This window comes from Saccharopolyspora sp. NPDC002686 (assembly GCF_040295745.1).
Classification (GTDB): domain Bacteria; phylum Actinomycetota; class Actinomycetes; order Mycobacteriales; family Pseudonocardiaceae; genus Saccharopolyspora; species Saccharopolyspora oryzae.
Genome location: NZ_JBEOVY010000172.1, coordinates 1 through 15,960, shown reverse-complemented (window position 1 = coordinate 15,960; position 15,960 = coordinate 1). Strand labels below are relative to the sequence as shown.

Below are 15,960 nucleotides of genomic sequence, written 5' to 3'. Positions count from 1 at the left end.
GCCCGTCGGAGGGCGCACGCTGCTGGACCGCACCCTGGATGCGGTGGCCGAGGCCGACCCGCTGGTCGTGGTCAGCCCGTGTCCCAGCTGACCGCGCGGAGCGTGTCCGCGGGCAGCTCCAGGGTCGCCTGGCCGTACTCCAGCGTGTAGCTGACCCGGTCGGCGACCACCGGCAGCTTGCCGGGCTTGCGCAGCCCGATCACACCGGTGCCGTAGGCCTGCGCGACCGCAGCACCCACCAGGAACCCGCGCGCCTCCACCCCGGCGACCACGTCGAACTCGCAGTCCCGGCCCAGTGCCTCGACCACGGCCCTCAGCCCGGCACCGTCGGCCAGCATCGGGCTGATGTCGCGGAACAGCACGCCCGGCTCCGGGAAGTCCGGCACCTCGCGGATCAGTTCCGCGGCGCGCCGGAGCGCCAGGTCGGAGGCGTCGGTGACCTCGACCGCCGTCTGCTCGGTCATCGGCGCCGCTTCCCGGTGGGACGACCGGACTTGCCCGCCGGGCGGCTCGGCCGCTTCGACGTGCCCGCACCGGCCGCGACCGCTTGCTTCGGCGCTTCCTCCGGAACCTCTTCACCGGCGGCCTTGGCCGCAGCGCGCTCGCGGCGCTGCTTCACCTTGGCCGCGTGCTCGCGGTACTTCGGCTCGCGCATCTTGAAGTCGACCAGCAGCGGGGTGGCCAGCAGGATCGACGAGACGACACCGGCGATCATGCCGACCATCTGGACCAGCGCCAGGTCGCGCAGCATGCCGACGCCGAGCATCCCGGCGCCGACCACGAGCAGGCCGAGCACCGGCAGCAGTGCGATGACCGAGGTGTTGATGGAGCGCATCAGCGTCTGGTTGACCGCCAGGTTCGCCGCCTCCGGGTAGGTGCGACGGGTCAGCCCGAGCAGCCCTCGGGTGTTCTCCTTGACCTTGTCGAAGACCACCACGGTGTCGTACAGCGAGAAGCCGAGGATGGTCAGCAGACCGATCACCGTGCTGGGCGTGACCTCGAAGCCGACCAGCGAGTAGATGCCCGCGGTCACCACGACGTCGTGCAGCAGCGCGATCAGCGCCGCCACCGCCATCCACTTCTCGAAGTAGAACGCCAGGAAGATGGTGACCAGCACCAGGAACACTGCGAGCGCGATCAGCGCCTGCTGGGTGATCTCACCGCCCCAGGTACCGCTGACGGCGCTGTCGCTGATCACCTGCTGGCTCGGCTGGCCCTGCGCGTTCAGCGGCTGCAGCTTGGTGAACAGCGTCTGCTTGACCGCGTTGACCTGCTCGACGTCCAGCGTCTCGCTGCGGATCTGGATGGTCTGGTTGGCTCCGGCGCCGACGATCTGCACCGTCTCGGCCGGGCGGCCCACGGCCTCCCGGAACGCGTCCTGCACTTGGTTGGTCTCGATCGGGCCCTGCACGCCGACCGCGGGCATCTGCAGCTTGGTGCCGCCCTCGAAGTCGATGCCGAGGTTGAAGCCCTTGAACCCGATCGAACCGATGCACACCAGCACCAGCAGGCCCAGCGCGATGTACCACCGGGCGCGCTTGCCGACGATGTCGAAGGCCCCGGTGCCGACGTAGAGGCGGTGGAAGACGCTCTCTCGGCGGCGGGTGCCTTCGGTACCTGGAGTCGTCACCTTCACGCCTCCTTGGCGGTGGTCGCGGCGGCCTTGCGGGCGGCTCGGTTCTGGTTGCCGAGGCGTTGCACCGCACCCAGGCCGGAGACCGACGGCTTGGACAGGAACTTGTTCTTCGAGGCCAGCGCGACCAGCGGGTGGGTCACCAGGAAGACCACGACGAGGTCCAGCACGGTGGACATGCCCAGCGTGAACGCGAAGCCCTTCACCTGGCCGACGGCGAGCACGTAGAGCACCGCAGCGGCCAGGAAGCTGACCGCGTCGGCGGACAGGATCGTGCGCCGGGCCCGGGTCCACGCCCGCGGGACGGCCGACCGGAATGTGCGGCCTTCGCGGATCTCGTCCTTGAGCCTCTCGAAGAACACGATGAACGAGTCGGCGGTGATGCCGATGGCGATGATGAAACCGGCGATGCCGGCCAGGTCGAGGGTGAAGCCCACCCAGCGGCCCAGCAGCACCAGCGCGCCGTAGACCACGCCGCCGGAGAGCACCAGCGACAGGATCGTCAGGATGCCCAGCAGCCGGTAGTAGAGCAGGCAGTACACCGCGACCAGCAGCAGGCCGATGCCACCGGCGATCAGGCCGGCCTCCATCGAGGCCACGCCGAGCGTCGCCGACACCGTCTCGGCCTCGGACTGGTCGAAGGCCAGCGGCAGCGAACCGTACTTGAGGATGTCCGCCAGGTCGGTCGCGCTCTGCTGGTTGAACTGGCCGGTGATCTGCGCGTTGCCGCCGAGCAGCGCGGCCTGGATCTGCGGCGCCGAGACGACCTCGCTGTCCAGCACGAACGCGGCCTGCTGGCCGACGTTGGCGGAGGTGAAGTCGGCCCAGATCTTGGCGCCCTCGCTCTTGAAGTTCAGCGAGACCGTCCAGCCCGGCTCGCCCTGCTGCGGGTTCGGCGGCACCGCCTGCGCGGTGGCGACCTCGCGGCCCGGCAGGAACACCGGCTCCAGGACGTACTTGTTCTGGCCCTCGCGGTCGCAGGTGATCAGCGGCAGCTTCGGGTCGTCGTTGCCGCGCAGCGGGTCGTCGACCGCGCAGTTCAGCGCCTGCAGCGCCTGCATCTGCACGTTCTGGTCGGTGCTCTGCCGGGTGCGCTTCGCCTCGTCGATCTGGCGCTGCTGGTCACCGGGCTGGTTCCCCTGCTGCTGGTGCGCGGCCTGCGGCGCGGTGCCCGCCGGCGGCGGGGCCTGCACCGGAACCGAGGTGACGACCTTGCGGAAGTTCAGCTCAGCGGTCTGACCCAGCTGCTTGGCCTGATCGCCGCCCTCGCCGGGCACCGTGATGACCAGGTTGCTGCCGTCCCGGGTGACCTCGGACCCGCTGACGCCCATGCCGTTGACGCGGGTCTCGATGATCTGGCGGGCCTGGGTCAAGGCCTCGTTGCTGGGCGGCTGGCCGTCCAGGGTGCGCGCGGTGAGCGTCACCCGGGTCCCGCCCTGGAGGTCGATCCCGAGCTTGGGGTGCGGCTTGCCGTCACCGGTGAAGAACACCAGCGAGTACAGAGCGACCACGATCAATGCGAAGATCGCGAGATAACGCCCTGGGCGGATCTGCCCGGCCGGAGGTGCCACGGCGTTCGTTCTCCTGTCCGGTCTCGAAGCGGTGCACTTGTCGTCGTGCTCAGTCGCGCACCCGGCGAAACCTCGGCCGCCCTCTCGCGGTCGGACAGCGCAGCCGTCGTCCCCCGAGAGAACGTCTGAGAACCCGCGGGTGGTTCGGGTGCGCGGCCTCGGGGGCCAGCGCACCACCGTTCAGTCTGACAGGCCCGGCGCGGGCGACACCGCCCCGGGTGGCGACCGTCCGTAGATCAGCTGCTACGCACGGACGCGGGCCCGGAAGCGCTTCTCCGGTGCCCGCGTCGCTACCCGTTCGGCGACGCCCGCCACGCGGGACCTCGGTCGGCCCCGGTGCGAGCTCCTGCCCGTCGTCAGTTGGTCTTCTGCTGCTCGATCGGCTCGGCGACCTCGGCCTTGGACTCGGTCTCGACCTTGGCCTCGGTCTCGGCCGGGGTCTCGTCCTTGACCTCCGCAGCCGCCTCGGCGCCCTCGGTCTGGACCTTCTCGCGGACCGCCTGACGCACCCAGGTGGTGGTCAAGCCCGGCGCCAGCTCCAGGTCGATGGTGTCGTCGTTGGTGGCCACGACGGTGCCGAACACACCGGAGGTGGTCATCACGCGGTCGCCGGGGGTGATCGAGTTCTGCAGCTTCTGCTGCTCGGCCATCGCGCGCTTCTGCTTGCGGGCCTGCAGGAACAGCGGCACCGCCAGCAGGACGATCAGCAGCGGAAGAATCAGGGAGTTGAGGTCCATCGTGCTCCGTTCAGCGGACGCTTCGGGGCCCAGCCCTCGCAGTACTGCGCCCGAATTGTTCGGATGTTCAAGCCCCAGTGTGCCAGGTCAACTCGGGTCGACGGGTTCTCCCGCTGTTGGGAGGACCACCGCGGCCCGCCAGGGCGGGTCCGCGTCGGCCGCAGCCGCGCACGACCCGTCCGATCGGCACCGAACGAGACGTGAGGAGGATAACGTCACGCGGCGATCGCGGACGAGCGCCCCAGCTCGTGGCACCGGTCGTCGGCACTGGGTGCTCGTTCAGATCCGGTTCTGTTCAGTTTCTCGGACACCGTATCGGCGTTTTGTCACCATTCGATCACTCGTCGAAGAGCCCGGGGGCGTGCTCCGGCGGGACGAGTCCCAGGTGGTGCCAGGCCGCCGCGGTCGCGACCCTCCCGCGCGGAGTGCGGGCCAGCAGCCCGGCGCGCACCAGGTAGGGCTCGCAGACCTCCTCCACGGTGGTCGCCTCCTCCCCCACCGCGACCGCGAGCGTGGAGATCCCCACCGGGCCGCCGCGGAAGGAGTTGATCAGCGCGCTCAGCACCGCCCGGTCCAACCGGTCCAGGCCGAGCTCGTCGACGTCGTAGACCTCCAGCGCGGCCCGCGCGACCTCCCTGGTCACCGCACCGTCGGCGCGCACCTCGCACCACCGTTCCGCGACGCGCCGCAGCGCGTGGGCCAGCGCTTCCACCTCGACGCACCGCGCTGGTTCCGAGCGGCCGAAACACCCGAGGTGCTGCCGGAGCTGAGCCGCGCGGTCTGGTCCGACCTGAAGGTCACCGCGTCCTACGCGCGCGGGAACGAGGTGGTGCGGCGCGAGCTCGAACCGCACGGACTCGTGCTCAAAGCCGGTGTTTGGTACGTGATCGCCCGCCACGGCCAGCGCTTCCCGAGCTACCGCGTGGACCGCTTCCGCAGCGTCGAGGTCAGCGGCGAGGGGTTCGCGCGGGCCGAGGACTTCGACCTGGCGGCCTTCTGGGAGGAGAAGTCCGAGGAGTTCGCCCGCTCCCTGCTGCGCGAAACCATCGACATCCGGGTCAGCCCGTCCGGCCTGCGGAAACTCTCCGCGGCCACCGATCGCTTGGGCGCCCGGGAAGCCGAAGCCGCGGCAGGCGAACCGGACGCCGAGGGCTGGGTGACCACCAGGCTCCCGGTCGAGTCCCTCGACATCGCCTACGACCAGCTCCTCGCCCTCGGCCCGGAGCTGGAAGTCCTCGCCCCGCCAGAACTCCGCCACCGCTTCGCCCGAGCCGCCCGCCACCTCACCGAGCTCTACGACTCGTGAGCGGCGGCGGTGGTAAGAGCCACCGCCGCTCACGAGTCCGGATCAGCGGTAATCGGCGGGGTCGCCCGGTTTCCCGACCCACTCGACTTCCTGGATGTAGCGCCAGGCGTCCGGCTGGGAACCGTCGGTGTCGGTGAAGCCGTAGACCTTCGCCAGGTGCCCGCTGGACAGCGACTGCGTGTTCCACCGCGCCACGTCCGGATCCGCTGCCAGCGCGACGACCGCGCGGCCGACGTAGGCCGGTGACTCGGCGATCCCGAAGCCCTCGGGGGCGGTGGTGGATTCCCGCCAGTTCTCCTCGGTGACGCCGAAGTGCTCCAGCATCATCTCCGAGCGCAACCAACCCGGCGTCAGCGACACCGCCGTGCCGCCGAACTCCCGCAGCTCCTCGCCCTCCGCGCGCGCCAACCGGTGCATGGCCGTCTTCGCGATGTCGAAGAACGCGCCGCACTCGCTGCGGTAGTACTGCTCGTGGACCTCCGCGGTGCCGTCGGTGAGTTCCACGACCAGCCCGCCCGGCTGCTTGCTCAGCAGCGCCAGGGCGAAGTGCGCGGTGATCATGTGCGCTTCGATGCCGACCCGCAGCCGCCCCAGGCCCTTGTCCAGGTCCTGCTCCCAGATCGGTTTGCCCCAGTCCATCAGGTGTTCGCCGCCGAGGTCGTTGACCAGGACGTCCAACCGCCCCTGCTCCGCCTCGATCCGCCGCACCAGGTCCCGGACCTGCTCGGGATCGGTGTGGTCGACCTGGACCGCGATGCCGGTGCCGCCGGCCCGGGTCACCAGCTCGGCAGTGTCCTCAATGGTCTCCGGCCGGTCGTAGTCCGAGCGCTGCGCCCGCGTGCTGCGCCCGGTCCCGTACACGATCGCACCGGCCGCCCCCAGTTCCACGGCGATGCCGCGCCCCGCGCCGCGGGTGGCTCCGGCGACCAGCGCGACCTTGCCGTGCAGTTGTCCTGCCATGCCTCGATTTCCTCCAGCTCCAGCGAATCGGTCGAGCTCCGACCGTGGCACCGAATCCGGACACCTCCGGTCTGGATTCCGGCGCGCGTCCGGGTGTTTCGGCCGCCGCCCGCCGCCGCCGGGCTCAGCCGCGTTGGAATTCGGCGTGATCACCCCTGCCTGCCTCGACCGGGTGAGGCGGTGGGCAGGTACGGTGTGCATTGGTGATCGCGTCCGCGACGCGAGCGCCGACAAGGGGAGGAACGAACTGGGCTCGCTGCGACTCCGCCGGCGGACCCGCTGGACAACAACGGAACCGGTCGAGACGGGAAGCGACGAGGTGCGCGGCGCAACATACCTGGCACGGATCCCGGCGTGGCTGCTGGACGCAACGGCGTCGCCCCGCCTACGGTCCGGATCGGGCACGGGATCGGCCGCACCAGGCGAACCCTTGCCGTGGCGACCAGGGGGACCGGAATCGGCGGCGACCGGCCAGCGACCATCCCGGCGGTCGACGCAGAGAGCACTCCAGCCACGATCAGGAAGGCGGATCCGATGACGCCCCCGCACAACTATCTCGCGGTGATCAAGGTCGTCGGCATCGGTGGCGGCGGCGTCAACGCCGTGAACCGCATGATCGAGGTCGGGCTCAAGGGCGTCGAGTTCATCGCGGTGAACACCGACGCGCAGGCCCTGCTGATGTCCGATGCCGACGTGAAGCTCGACATCGGTCGGGAGCTCACCCGCGGCCTGGGCGCGGGTGCCGCGCCGGAGGTCGGTCACAAGGCGGCCGAGGACCACGCCGAGGAGATCGAAGAGGTCCTCAAGGGCGCCGACATGGTGTTCGTGACCGCGGGCGAAGGCGGTGGCACCGGTACCGGTGGCGCACCGGTCGTCGCTTCGATCGCGCGCAAGCTCGGCGCGCTGACCATCGGTGTGGTCACGCGGCCGTTCACCTTCGAGGGCAAGCGCCGCGCGGCCCAGGCGGAGCAGGGCATCAAGGAGCTCCGCGACTGCTGCGACACGCTGATCGTCATCCCGAACGACCGGCTGCTGCAGCTCGGAGACATCGGCGTGAGCCTGATGGACGCCTTCCGCTCCGCCGACGAGGTGCTGCTCTCCGGTGTCCAGGGCATCACCGACCTGATCACCACGCCCGGTCTGATCAACCTCGACTTCGCCGACGTCAAGAGCGTCATGTCCGGTGCGGGCAGCGCGCTGATGGGCATCGGTTCGGCCGCCGGTGAGGGCAGAGCCGTGCAGGCCGCGCAGAAGGCGATCAACTCGCCGCTGCTGGAAGCGTCCATGGAGGGCGCGCACGGCGTCCTGCTGGCCATAGCGGGTGGTTCCGACCTCGGTCTGTTCGAGATCAACGAGTCGGCATCGCTGGTCCAGGAGTCCGCGCACCCCGAGGCCAACATCATCTTCGGTACGGTCATCGACGACTCGCTCGGCGACGAGGTGCGGGTGACGGTGATCGCCGCGGGCTTCGACTCCGGCACGCCGACGCACAAGAAGCTCGAGCCGACCAAGGTCGGCGGCCGCACCGAGGACGCCGAACCGGTGGCGAGCACCGAGAAGCCGGCCCAGCCGCAGGTCGTCGAGAGCCGGGTGGAGACCGCTCCGGCGCCCGCGCCGACCCCGCAGCCGGAGCAGCCGGTCGCCGCGCCGGAACCGCCGCAGCAGGTCGCGCAGCCGACCCAGCCCGCTCAGCCGGTCGAGCAGGCTCCGCAGCCCGCGCAGCCGGTCCAGCAGCAGCCGGAAACCCCGGCGCAGGCCGAGCCGGAGCCGGTGCGCCAGCGCCCGGACATCGGCCAGCGGTCCGGGCTGTTCGGCAGCGACGGTTCCTCGACGGCCCAGCAGGGCGTCACGGTGCCGACGACGCGGGGCACGAGCGGTTTCCCGACGCACGGCGGCACTTCGACGCGGTCCGGTGCCGGGCTGGGCAACCGCGCCGTGCCGGTGAACGACGACAGCGACGACGACGTCGACATACCGCCGTTCATGCGCCGATGAGCGCACCTCCGGTCCAGCCGAAACGCCGGACCGGAGTGGACGCACCGTCAGAGGTGGCGGCGCATGGGCGAGAATCGACACCGGGAGCACTTCGCTCCCGGTGTCGACTCATGTTTAGGGGAGGCTGAGCAGCAGTGCGGATCCGGCGCGTGATCACCACGCGGGAGGGCGGCAGTTCCAAGCCGCCGTTCGATTCGTTCAACCTCGGGGGTCGCGTCGGCGACGACCCGGCGGCGCTGGCCGCGAACCAGCGCAAGCTGGCCGACGGCATCGGCCTGCCCGAGGACCGCCTGGTGTGGATGGAGCAGATCCACGGCCGCACCGCGACCGTCGTCGACGGCCCGCGGTCCGAGCCGGTGGAGGCCACCGACGCGTTGGTGACAGCTGAGCCGAACCTGGCGCTCGCGGTGCTCACCGCGGACTGCGTGCCGGTGCTGCTCGGCGACCCGGAGACCGGTGTCGTCTCGGCGGTGCACGCCGGACGGGTCGGCGCGCGCGTCGGAGTCGTCGTGGCGGCGCTCAAAGCGATGCAGCAGGCGGGCGCCGAGCTCGGTCGCATCGAGGCGCTGCTCGGACCTGCCGCCTGCGGCGAGTGCTACGAGGTGCCCGCCGCCATGCAGGCCGACGTGGAGGAGCACCTGCCCGGCAGCGCGTGCAAGACCCGCAAGGGCACGCCGGGGCTCGACCTGCGCGCCGGGCTCTGGGAGCAGCTGGCCGCGGCCGGCATCGCCAAGATCGGCGTGGATCCGCGCTGCACGATGGAGTCGCCGGAGCTGTTCAGCCACCGCCGCGACGACGGGCGCACCGGGCGGTTCGCCGCGGTGATCTGGGCCGAGCCGGAGGACGCCGAGTGAGCGAGGAACTGCGTCGGCAGGAACTGGCGGAATCGCTGCGCGAGGTGCGCGACCGGGTCGACCGGGCGTGCCTGGCCGCCGGACGTCAGCCGCAGGAGGTCGAGCTCCTGGCCGTGACGAAGACGTTCCCGGCCTCGGACGCGGCGCTGCTGGCCGATCTGGGGCTCGTCGAGTTCGCCGAGAACCGCGAGCAGGAAGCGCGCGGCAAGGTCGCCGAGTTCGACGAGCTGCGCCCGTCCGCGGCGGTGCGCTGGCACATGGTCGGCCAGTTGCAGCGGAACAAGGCGCGAGCCGTGGTCCGCTGGGCCGACGTGGTCGAGTCGGTGGACAGCGCGCGCCTGGTCGAGGCGTTGAGCCGGGCGACCTCGAACGCCATCGAGGCGGGTGATCGAACACACCCGCTGGACGTGTTGTTGCAGGTCAGCCTGGACGAGTCGGAGGGGCGCGGGGGTTGCCGACCCGACGAGGTCCCGGAGCTGGCAGATATGATCACTCTGACGAGTGATCTTCGACTGCGCGGTGTGATGGCGGTCGCCCCCCTGGGTGGCGATCCGGATGTGGCCTTTGACACACTTTCCAAGATCTCCGAGCGGTTGCGGGGAGATCACCCCGAAGCTGTCGAGGTGTCGGCGGGGATGTCCGGCGACCTGGAAAGTGCGGTTGCCCACGGCTCGACCCGGGTGCGTGTCGGAACCGCGTTGCTCGGCGGGCGGCGGTTAACCTCGCCGTAGCCGCAGGATCGGGGGGTCGGACGGCCGCCTCGTGCTCGGTGCTAGGAGTCGCAAGAGGAAGGGCATGCCGATGAGCGCTTTGCACAAGTTGAAGGCCTACTTCGGCATGGTTCCGGCCGACGAGGTCGACGAGTACGACGACGAGGTCGGCTATCGCGACCGGTACGCCGAGTCCGATCGCGACACCTACGACGGCCCCGCCGAGCGGGGCGCACGACGTCGTGTCGGCACCCGCGGCGGATACCAGTCGGAGCCCGATGCCGAGCCGGACTTCATCGAGGAGTTCCGGGAACCGGCACCGCGCCCGCGGCGGCAGTGGTCGGCGGAAGCGCCGCCGCGCAGCTCGCTGCCCAGCCAGTCGCGGGAGAACGTCTCCCAGCTTCGGGCAGTCACCGACACCGGTTCGCTGTTCAACTTGAGCAAGATCACAACCCTGCACCCTCGCAGCTACAGCGAGGCCCGTACGATCGGCGAGCAGTACCGGGACGGCACGCCGGTGATCATGAACCTGACCGAGATGGAGGAGGCCGACGCGAAGCGCCTGGTCGACTTCGCCGCTGGGTTGGCGTTCGCCCTCCGGGGCTCGATCGAGAAGGTCACCAACCGCGTGTTCTTGCTCTCACCGCCCAACGTGGACGTTGCGGCCGAGGACAAGAGGCGGCTCGCCGAGGGTGCCTTTTTCAACTACGGGTGAGTGGTGGCACAGTTGAGGCGTGAATCCGGTGCAGATCGTCCTGTTTTACGTTCTGTTCTTCTTCTGGCTCCTGCTCACGGCCCGTATCGTGATCGAACTCGTTCGAGTGTTCGCTCGCGATTGGCGGCCCGTTGGGGGGGTTGCAATCGCGTTGGAGAGCATCTACACAGTGACCGACCCACCCGTAAAGTTGGTGCGTCGGGTGATTCCGACGGTCCGGATCGGCGGCGTCGGACTGGACCTATCGATTATGGTGCTGCTGCTGGTCGTGTTCATACTGATGCGACTGGTGCAGCCCGGGTGACGGGGAACCCGGGCTACCCGCAGCCGAGGAGTGCGTGAGGTGATCTTGTGGGCCTGACCCCCGCCGACGTGCATAACGTCGCGTTCAGCAAACCTCCGATCGGTAAGCGGGGCTACAACGAGGACGAGGTGGATGCATTCCTCGACCTGGTTGAAGCCGAGCTTGCCCGGCTGGTGGAGGAGAACAACGACCTGCGCGGCCAGGTCGAGCAGCTGGAGTCCCAGCTGCAGACCGCGCAGGTCGACTTGGACGACGCCCGCAGCCAGGCGGCGTCCGCTTCCTCGACCCCGGCCGCACCGACGGAGGAACCGCGCCGGCTCACCCCGGTTCCGGCGCCGTCCGCTGCCGAGCAGACCTCGCCCGGCGGTGACCACCACGTGCAGGCCGCCAAGGTGCTGGGCCTGGCGCAGGAGATGGCCGACCGGCTGACCGGTGAGGCCAAGGCCGAGGCCGACGGCATGCTGGCCGAAGCGCGGACGAAGTCCGAGCAGCTGCTTTCCGAAGCGCGCTCGAAGTCCGACAGCATGGTCAACGAGTCCCGGACCCGTGCCGAGACGATGCTCAACGACGCCCGGACCCGGGCCGAGACGTTGGAGCGGCAGGCTCGCGAGAAGGCCGCCAACCTGGAGCGCGACGCGCAGCGCAAGCACGCCGAGGTGATGGGCAACATCACGTCGGAGAAGAACGCCCTCGAGAAGAAGATCGAAACCCTGCGCACGTTCGAGCGCGAGTACCGCACTCGACTGCAGACGTACCTGGAGTCGCAGCTCCGCGAACTGCAGGACCGGGGTTCGGCCGCGCCGGCCGAGAGCGGCAGCAGCCGTTCGGGCCAGCAGGCCAGCTACAGCTTCGGCGCACGTGCCGCCGAGGCCGGCTGACGGAACTGTCCGCATCAGCGGCGACGGGTGGCGCGCCCGTCGCCGCTGGTATGCGTCCGGGGCCGTGTCGCGAGAGGTGTGAGGTCGCGTGCTGTTGGTCGTGCTCCTGCTGGTCCTGCTGGCCGCTGGTGTGCTGGTCGGCGCCGTCCTCGGCGGCGAGGCCGAACTGGCGTGGCTGTCGGTGCTGGCGAGCGCGGTCGCGGTCGGCCTGCTGGTGGCGGACCGGGTGCGGCGGCGCCGGGCGGCGGCCAAGCAGGAGACGGCCGAACCGCCGTTCGCCGACGTCGGCGAGGAGCCGGCGGAGGAGCGCAGCAACGCCTCCGAGGTCGCGCGACCGGACGCCCAGGTCCTGGTGATCGACGAGCGGCCGCGCTACCACGTCCGCACCTGCGAGTGGATCGGTTCCCGCAAGACCATCGAGCTGACCTTGCGCGAAGCCCGCGAACTGGGCTTCACGCCCTGCGCCCTCTGCGCCCCCAACGCCACGATCGCCGCCGAGGTCCGCCGCTCGTGAGTACAGGTTCCGGACTCGTTTTGCGTGGCGGTGCGGGTGGCGGAACCTCAGACGTTCCCTGGTCTGCGGGTGCCCTGACTTATGTATGACCAATACACGGCGTCAGGGCCGTCCTCGCCAGGAAACGTCTGAGAACCCGCGGCGGTGCAAGCGTCGTAGGTGGGCTTGAAAGCGCCTCACGGCGCTTGACGGTCGGACCGGTGAAAACCGGTGGCGGGGGACCGGTACGCTGGAACGACCAGGCGATGATCCGGCCATCACCGGGGAGCCTCCGGAAGAACGGGTGCCCGTGGCACCTCAGTAGAACCGGACGGGTCCAGCCCGTCACAGCTGGCAACGAGTGGTCGTCGACGTTCGTCGGCGGCAAGCGGGGTGGTACCGCGGATCTCGTGCGGAGCACGCGCACGAGGTGTCGTCCCCGTGTGGGCACCGAACCATCGGTGACCGTGCGGCGGCAACGACACACACCGCGAGGAGCGCATCCGCGATGTCATATCCCAAGGTTCAGTTCGGCGACGCCGGTGAGCGCGGCGTGGCTGCCCAGCCCGCGTTCCCGGCCATCGAGCGCCAGGTGCTGGATTTCTGGGCGAGCGACGACACCTTCCGGGCCTCGGTGGAGGCCCGCGAGGCCGGGACCAACGGTGCCAACGAGTTCGTCTTCTACGACGGCCCGCCGTTCGCCAACGGCCTGCCGCACTACGGGCACCTGCTGACCGGCTACGTCAAGGACGTGGTGCCGCGCTACCAGACGATGCGCGGTCGCCGCGTCGAGCGCCGGTTCGGCTGGGACTGCCACGGCCTGCCCGCCGAGGTGGAGGCGGAGAAGCAGCTCGGCATCTCCTCGAAGTCCGAGATCGAGAGCATGGGCGTGGCCCAGTTCAACGACGCCTGCCGCACCTCCGTGCTGCGCTACACCGCGGAGTGGGAGGACTACGTCACCCGGCAGGCGCGGTGGGTGGACTTCGACAACGACTACAAGACGCTCGACCTGGACTACATGGAAAGCGTCATGTGGGCCTTCAAGACCCTGTGGGACAAGGGTCTGGTCTACGAGGGCTTCCGGGTGCTCTGGTACTGCTGGCGCTGCGAGACGCCGCTGTCCAACACCGAGACCAAGATGGACGACGTCTACCGCCAGCGGCAGGACCCGGCGGTGACGATCGGCCTGCGGCTCCAGGCCCCCGGCAAGGCCTACGACGGCGCGCTGGCCCTGGCGTGGACGACCACGCCGTGGACCCTGCCGTCCAACCTCGCCGCCGCGGTGCACCCCGAGGTCGACTACGTGCTCGTCGCACCGGCCAACAGCTCGGAGCGCTACGTGCTGGCCGAGGCCCGGTTGAGCGCCTACGCGCGGGAGCTCGGCGAGGACGTCGCCGAGCACGTCGTGGAGCGGTTCAAGGGCAGCGACCTGCTGGGCACGAAGTACCAGCCGCCGTTCGACTTCTTCGTCGGCCGGGAGAACGCCCACCAGGTGCTCGCCGCCGACTACGTGACCACCGACGACGGCACCGGGCTGGTGCACATCGCGCCCGCCTTCGGTGAGGACGACAAGGTCGTCACCGACGCCGCGGGCATCGAGCCGGTGGTCCCGGTCGACGCGCACGGCAAGTTCACCGCCGAGGTGCCGCCGTACCAGGGCCTGCAGGTCTTCGAGGCCAACAAGCAGATCGCCCGCGACCTCAAGGACCGCGGCCTGCTGCTGCGGCACGAGACCTACGACCACCCGTACCCGCACTGCTGGCGCTGCGACAACGCGCTGATCCAGCGGGCGGTGTCGTCCTGGTTCGTGGCGGTCAGCAAGTTCAAGGACCGGATGGTCGAGCTCAACCAGCAGATCAACTGGGTGCCGGGGCACATCCGGGACGGCCAGTTCGGCAAGTGGCTGGAGAACGCCCGCGACTGGAACATCTCGCGCAACCGGTACTGGGGCTCGCCGATCCCGGTGTGGGTCTCCGACGACCCGAACTACCCGCGCACCGACGTCTACGGCTCGCTGGACGAGCTGGAGCGCGACTTCGGCGTGCGGCCGAAGGACCTGCACCGCCCGGAGATCGACGACCTGACCCGGCCCAACCCGGACGATCCGACCGGCAAGTCCACCATGCGCCGGGTGCCGGAGGTGCTGGACTGCTGGTTCGAGTCCGGCTCGATGCCGTTCGCGCAGGTGCACTACCCGTTCGAGAACTCCGGGTGGTTCGAGCACCACTACCCGGGCGACTTCATCGTCGAGTACAACGGGCAGACCCGCGGTTGGTTCTACCTGCTGCACGTGCTGGCGACGGCGCTGTTCGACCGGCCGGCGTTCACCAACGTGGTGGCGCACGGCATCGTGCTGGGCGACGACAAGCAGAAGATGTCGAAGTCCAAGCGCAACTACCCGGACGTCAACGAGGTCTTCGACCGCGACGGCTCGGACGCGATGCGCTGGTTCCTGATGGCCAGCCCGATCCTGCGCGGCGGCGACCTGGTGGTCACCGAGCAGGGCATCCGGGACGCGGTGCGCCAGGCGGTGCTGCCGCTGTGGAACTCCTGGTACTTCCTGGCGCTGTACGCCAACGCCGAGGGCGTCACCGGTCAGTCCAGGGTGGACAGCCAGCACGTGCTGGACCGCTACGTCCTGGCCAAGACCCACGAGCTGGTCGGCGACGTGCAGGCCGCGATGGATTCCTTGGACCTGGCCGGTGCGTGCAACACCGTCCGGGACTTCCTGGAGGTCCTGACCAACTGGTACGTGCGGCGCTCCCGCGACCGCTTCTGGGCCGGTGACCGCGACGCCATCGACACCCTGCACACCGTGCTGGAGGTGACCAGCCGGGTGGTGGCGCCGATGCTGCCGCTGACCGCGGAGGCGGTGTGGCGCGGCCTGACCGGTGGCCGCTCGGTGCACCTGACCGACTGGCCGCTGGTCGACGAGCTGCCCGCGGACGCGGCGCTGGTCACCGCGATGGACCAGGTCCGCCAGGTGTGCTCCTCGGCGTCGGCGCTGCGCAAGGCCAACAAGCTGCGCGTGCGGCTGCCGCTGGCCAAGCTCGTGGTCGCCACCGAGCAGGCGGAGGCCCTGCGGCCGTTCGCCGACCTGATCCGCGACGAGATCAACGTCAAGGAGCTGGAGCTGACCACCGACGTGGCCGCGCACGGCCACTTCGAGATCGCGGTGAACGCGCGGGCGGCCGGTCCGCGCCTGGGCCGCGACGTGCAGAAGGTCATCAAGGCGGTGAAGTCGGGCGAGTGGAGCCGCACCCCGGGTGGTGCGGTGGTCGCGGCCGGGATCGAGTTGCAGGACAACGAGTTCAGCGAGCAGCTGGTGTCCACCGACTCCGGTGCGGCTTCGGCGCTGCCCGCGGGCCTGGGCCTGGTCGTGCTGGACACCGAGGTGACCCCGGAGCTGGCGGCCGAGGGCGTGGCCCGCGACGCGGTCCGCGTCGTCCAGCAGGCCCGCAAGGATGCCGACTTCGAGGTCTCCGACCGGATCACGGTGACCGTTTCGGCGCCGGCGGAGGTGCTGTCGGCGGTGGCGGCGCACCGCGAGTTCATCGCCGCCGAGACCCTCGCCGACGCGGTCGAGCCCGGTGAGGTGGCCGATGGCTTCACCGGCTCGGTCGGTGACGGCACCGAGATCAAGGTGTCCGTCACCCGCGTCTGACCTGCGGTGTTCGGGTGGCGCCGGTTCGTCCGTCAACCCGTCGGTGGGTCGGGGGGATACGGTCTGGTCGGGATGCGGGAGCGGATCGAGCTGCTCGGCGGTGAGTTCCACACACGAGGTCGATGGCGGCGGTCACCGCC

14 protein-coding genes and 1 pseudogene are annotated in these 15,960 nt (G+C 70.2%); 9 read left to right on the top strand and 6 right to left on the bottom strand.

Annotated features, from left to right (window positions below; all coding sequences use genetic code 11):
* Window positions 1-95: 95 nt before the first annotated feature.
* The 5 genes and pseudogenes from ABTZ89_RS22070 to ABTZ89_RS22050 form a co-directional block, all read right to left on the bottom strand.
* Window positions 96-422 (bottom strand): annotated as a pseudogene (locus tag ABTZ89_RS22070) (adenine phosphoribosyltransferase); the annotation flags it as partial.
* 38 nt (window positions 423-460) lie between these two features.
* A complete protein-coding gene (gene secF, locus ABTZ89_RS22065) occupies window positions 461-1,636 on the bottom strand; it encodes a protein translocase subunit SecF (RefSeq protein ID WP_270951342.1) in 1,176 nt (391 codons plus the stop codon).
* Entirely contained in the window at window positions 1,633-3,204 is a 1,572-nt protein-coding gene (gene secD, locus ABTZ89_RS22060; protein WP_270951344.1) for a protein translocase subunit SecD, read from the bottom strand. The genes secF and secD overlap by 4 nt, the downstream gene beginning before the upstream one ends.
* A 356-nt stretch (window positions 3,205-3,560) precedes the next feature.
* Window positions 3,561-3,941, bottom strand: a complete 381-nt coding sequence (gene yajC, locus ABTZ89_RS22055; protein WP_351047645.1) for a preprotein translocase subunit YajC — start codon at window positions 3,939-3,941, stop codon at window positions 3,561-3,563.
* A gap of 337 nt (window positions 3,942-4,278) precedes the next feature.
* The gene (locus ABTZ89_RS22050) at window positions 4,279-4,653 is read right to left on the bottom strand and encodes a Holliday junction DNA helicase RuvB C-terminal domain-containing protein (protein ID WP_502949580.1); all 375 of its coding nucleotides are present in this window, start codon (window positions 4,651-4,653) and stop codon (window positions 4,279-4,281) included.
* On the opposite strand from ABTZ89_RS22050, the gene ABTZ89_RS22045 reads away from it, so the two are divergent.
* Window positions 4,636-5,247: a helix-turn-helix transcriptional regulator gene (locus ABTZ89_RS22045; RefSeq protein ID WP_351047643.1), complete on the top strand. Its 612-nt coding sequence runs from the start codon at window positions 4,636-4,638 to the stop codon at window positions 5,245-5,247. The two genes, ABTZ89_RS22050 and ABTZ89_RS22045, sit on opposite strands and share 18 nt — an antisense overlap.
* Window positions 5,248-5,289: 42 nt before the next feature.
* On the opposite strand, the gene ABTZ89_RS22040 is transcribed toward ABTZ89_RS22045, so the two are convergent.
* Window positions 5,290-6,207, bottom strand: a complete 918-nt coding sequence (locus ABTZ89_RS22040) for an SDR family oxidoreductase (RefSeq protein ID WP_351047640.1) — start codon at window positions 6,205-6,207, stop codon at window positions 5,290-5,292.
* 534 nt (window positions 6,208-6,741) lie between these two features.
* Here ABTZ89_RS22040 and ftsZ point away from each other — a divergent pair.
* From ftsZ to ileS, 8 genes are all read left to right on the top strand, one after another.
* Window positions 6,742-8,202 (top strand): cell division protein FtsZ, encoded by a 1,461-nt coding sequence (gene ftsZ, locus ABTZ89_RS22035; protein WP_351047648.1) that lies wholly within the window; start codon window positions 6,742-6,744, stop codon window positions 8,200-8,202.
* Window positions 8,203-8,336: 134 nt separating this feature from the next.
* The gene (pgeF, locus tag ABTZ89_RS22030) at window positions 8,337-9,056 is read left to right on the top strand and encodes a peptidoglycan editing factor PgeF (protein ID WP_270947008.1); all 720 of its coding nucleotides are present in this window, start codon (window positions 8,337-8,339) and stop codon (window positions 9,054-9,056) included.
* Complete coding sequence (locus tag ABTZ89_RS22025) at window positions 9,053-9,787, top strand: YggS family pyridoxal phosphate-dependent enzyme (RefSeq protein ID WP_351047636.1); 735 nt, start codon at window positions 9,053-9,055, stop codon at window positions 9,785-9,787. Before pgeF ends, ABTZ89_RS22025 begins: the two co-directional genes overlap by 4 nt.
* 70 nt (window positions 9,788-9,857) lie before the next feature.
* Window positions 9,858-10,481, top strand: coding sequence for a cell division protein SepF (locus tag ABTZ89_RS22020; RefSeq protein WP_270947010.1), 624 nt, complete (start codon window positions 9,858-9,860; stop codon window positions 10,479-10,481).
* Window positions 10,482-10,500: 19 nt separating this feature from the next.
* Window positions 10,501-10,785, top strand: a complete 285-nt coding sequence (locus tag ABTZ89_RS22015; protein ID WP_093160639.1) for a YggT family protein — start codon at window positions 10,501-10,503, stop codon at window positions 10,783-10,785.
* A gap of 47 nt (window positions 10,786-10,832) precedes the next feature.
* A complete protein-coding gene (gene wag31 / locus ABTZ89_RS22010) occupies window positions 10,833-11,663 on the top strand; it encodes a DivIVA-like cell division protein Wag31 (RefSeq protein WP_270947011.1) in 831 nt (276 codons plus the stop codon).
* Window positions 11,664-11,751: 88 nt separating this feature from the next.
* Window positions 11,752-12,177 (top strand): hypothetical protein, encoded by a 426-nt coding sequence (locus tag ABTZ89_RS22005; RefSeq protein WP_351047631.1) that lies wholly within the window; start codon window positions 11,752-11,754, stop codon window positions 12,175-12,177.
* A 487-nt stretch (window positions 12,178-12,664) separates the two neighbouring features.
* Window positions 12,665-15,820, top strand: a complete 3,156-nt coding sequence (gene ileS, locus ABTZ89_RS22000; RefSeq protein ID WP_351047628.1) for an isoleucine--tRNA ligase — start codon at window positions 12,665-12,667, stop codon at window positions 15,818-15,820.
* Window positions 15,821-15,960 lie beyond the last annotated feature (140 nt).

Bases quoted from the DNA above. Each gene is read 5' to 3' on its own strand.
- yajC (WP_351047645.1), bottom strand. From the start codon at position 3,941: ATGGACCTCAACTCCCTGATTCTTCCGCTGCTGATCGTCCTGCTGGCG.
- ABTZ89_RS22040 (WP_351047640.1), bottom strand. From the start codon at position 6,207: ATGGCAGGACAACTGCACGGCAAGGTCGCGCTGGTCGCCGGAGCCACC.
- ftsZ (WP_351047648.1), top strand. From the start codon at position 6,742: ATGACGCCCCCGCACAACTATCTCGCGGTGATCAAGGTCGTCGGCATC.
- ABTZ89_RS22020 (WP_270947010.1), top strand. From the start codon at position 9,858: ATGAGCGCTTTGCACAAGTTGAAGGCCTACTTCGGCATGGTTCCGGCC.
- ileS (WP_351047628.1), top strand. From the start codon at position 12,665: ATGTCATATCCCAAGGTTCAGTTCGGCGACGCCGGTGAGCGCGGCGTG.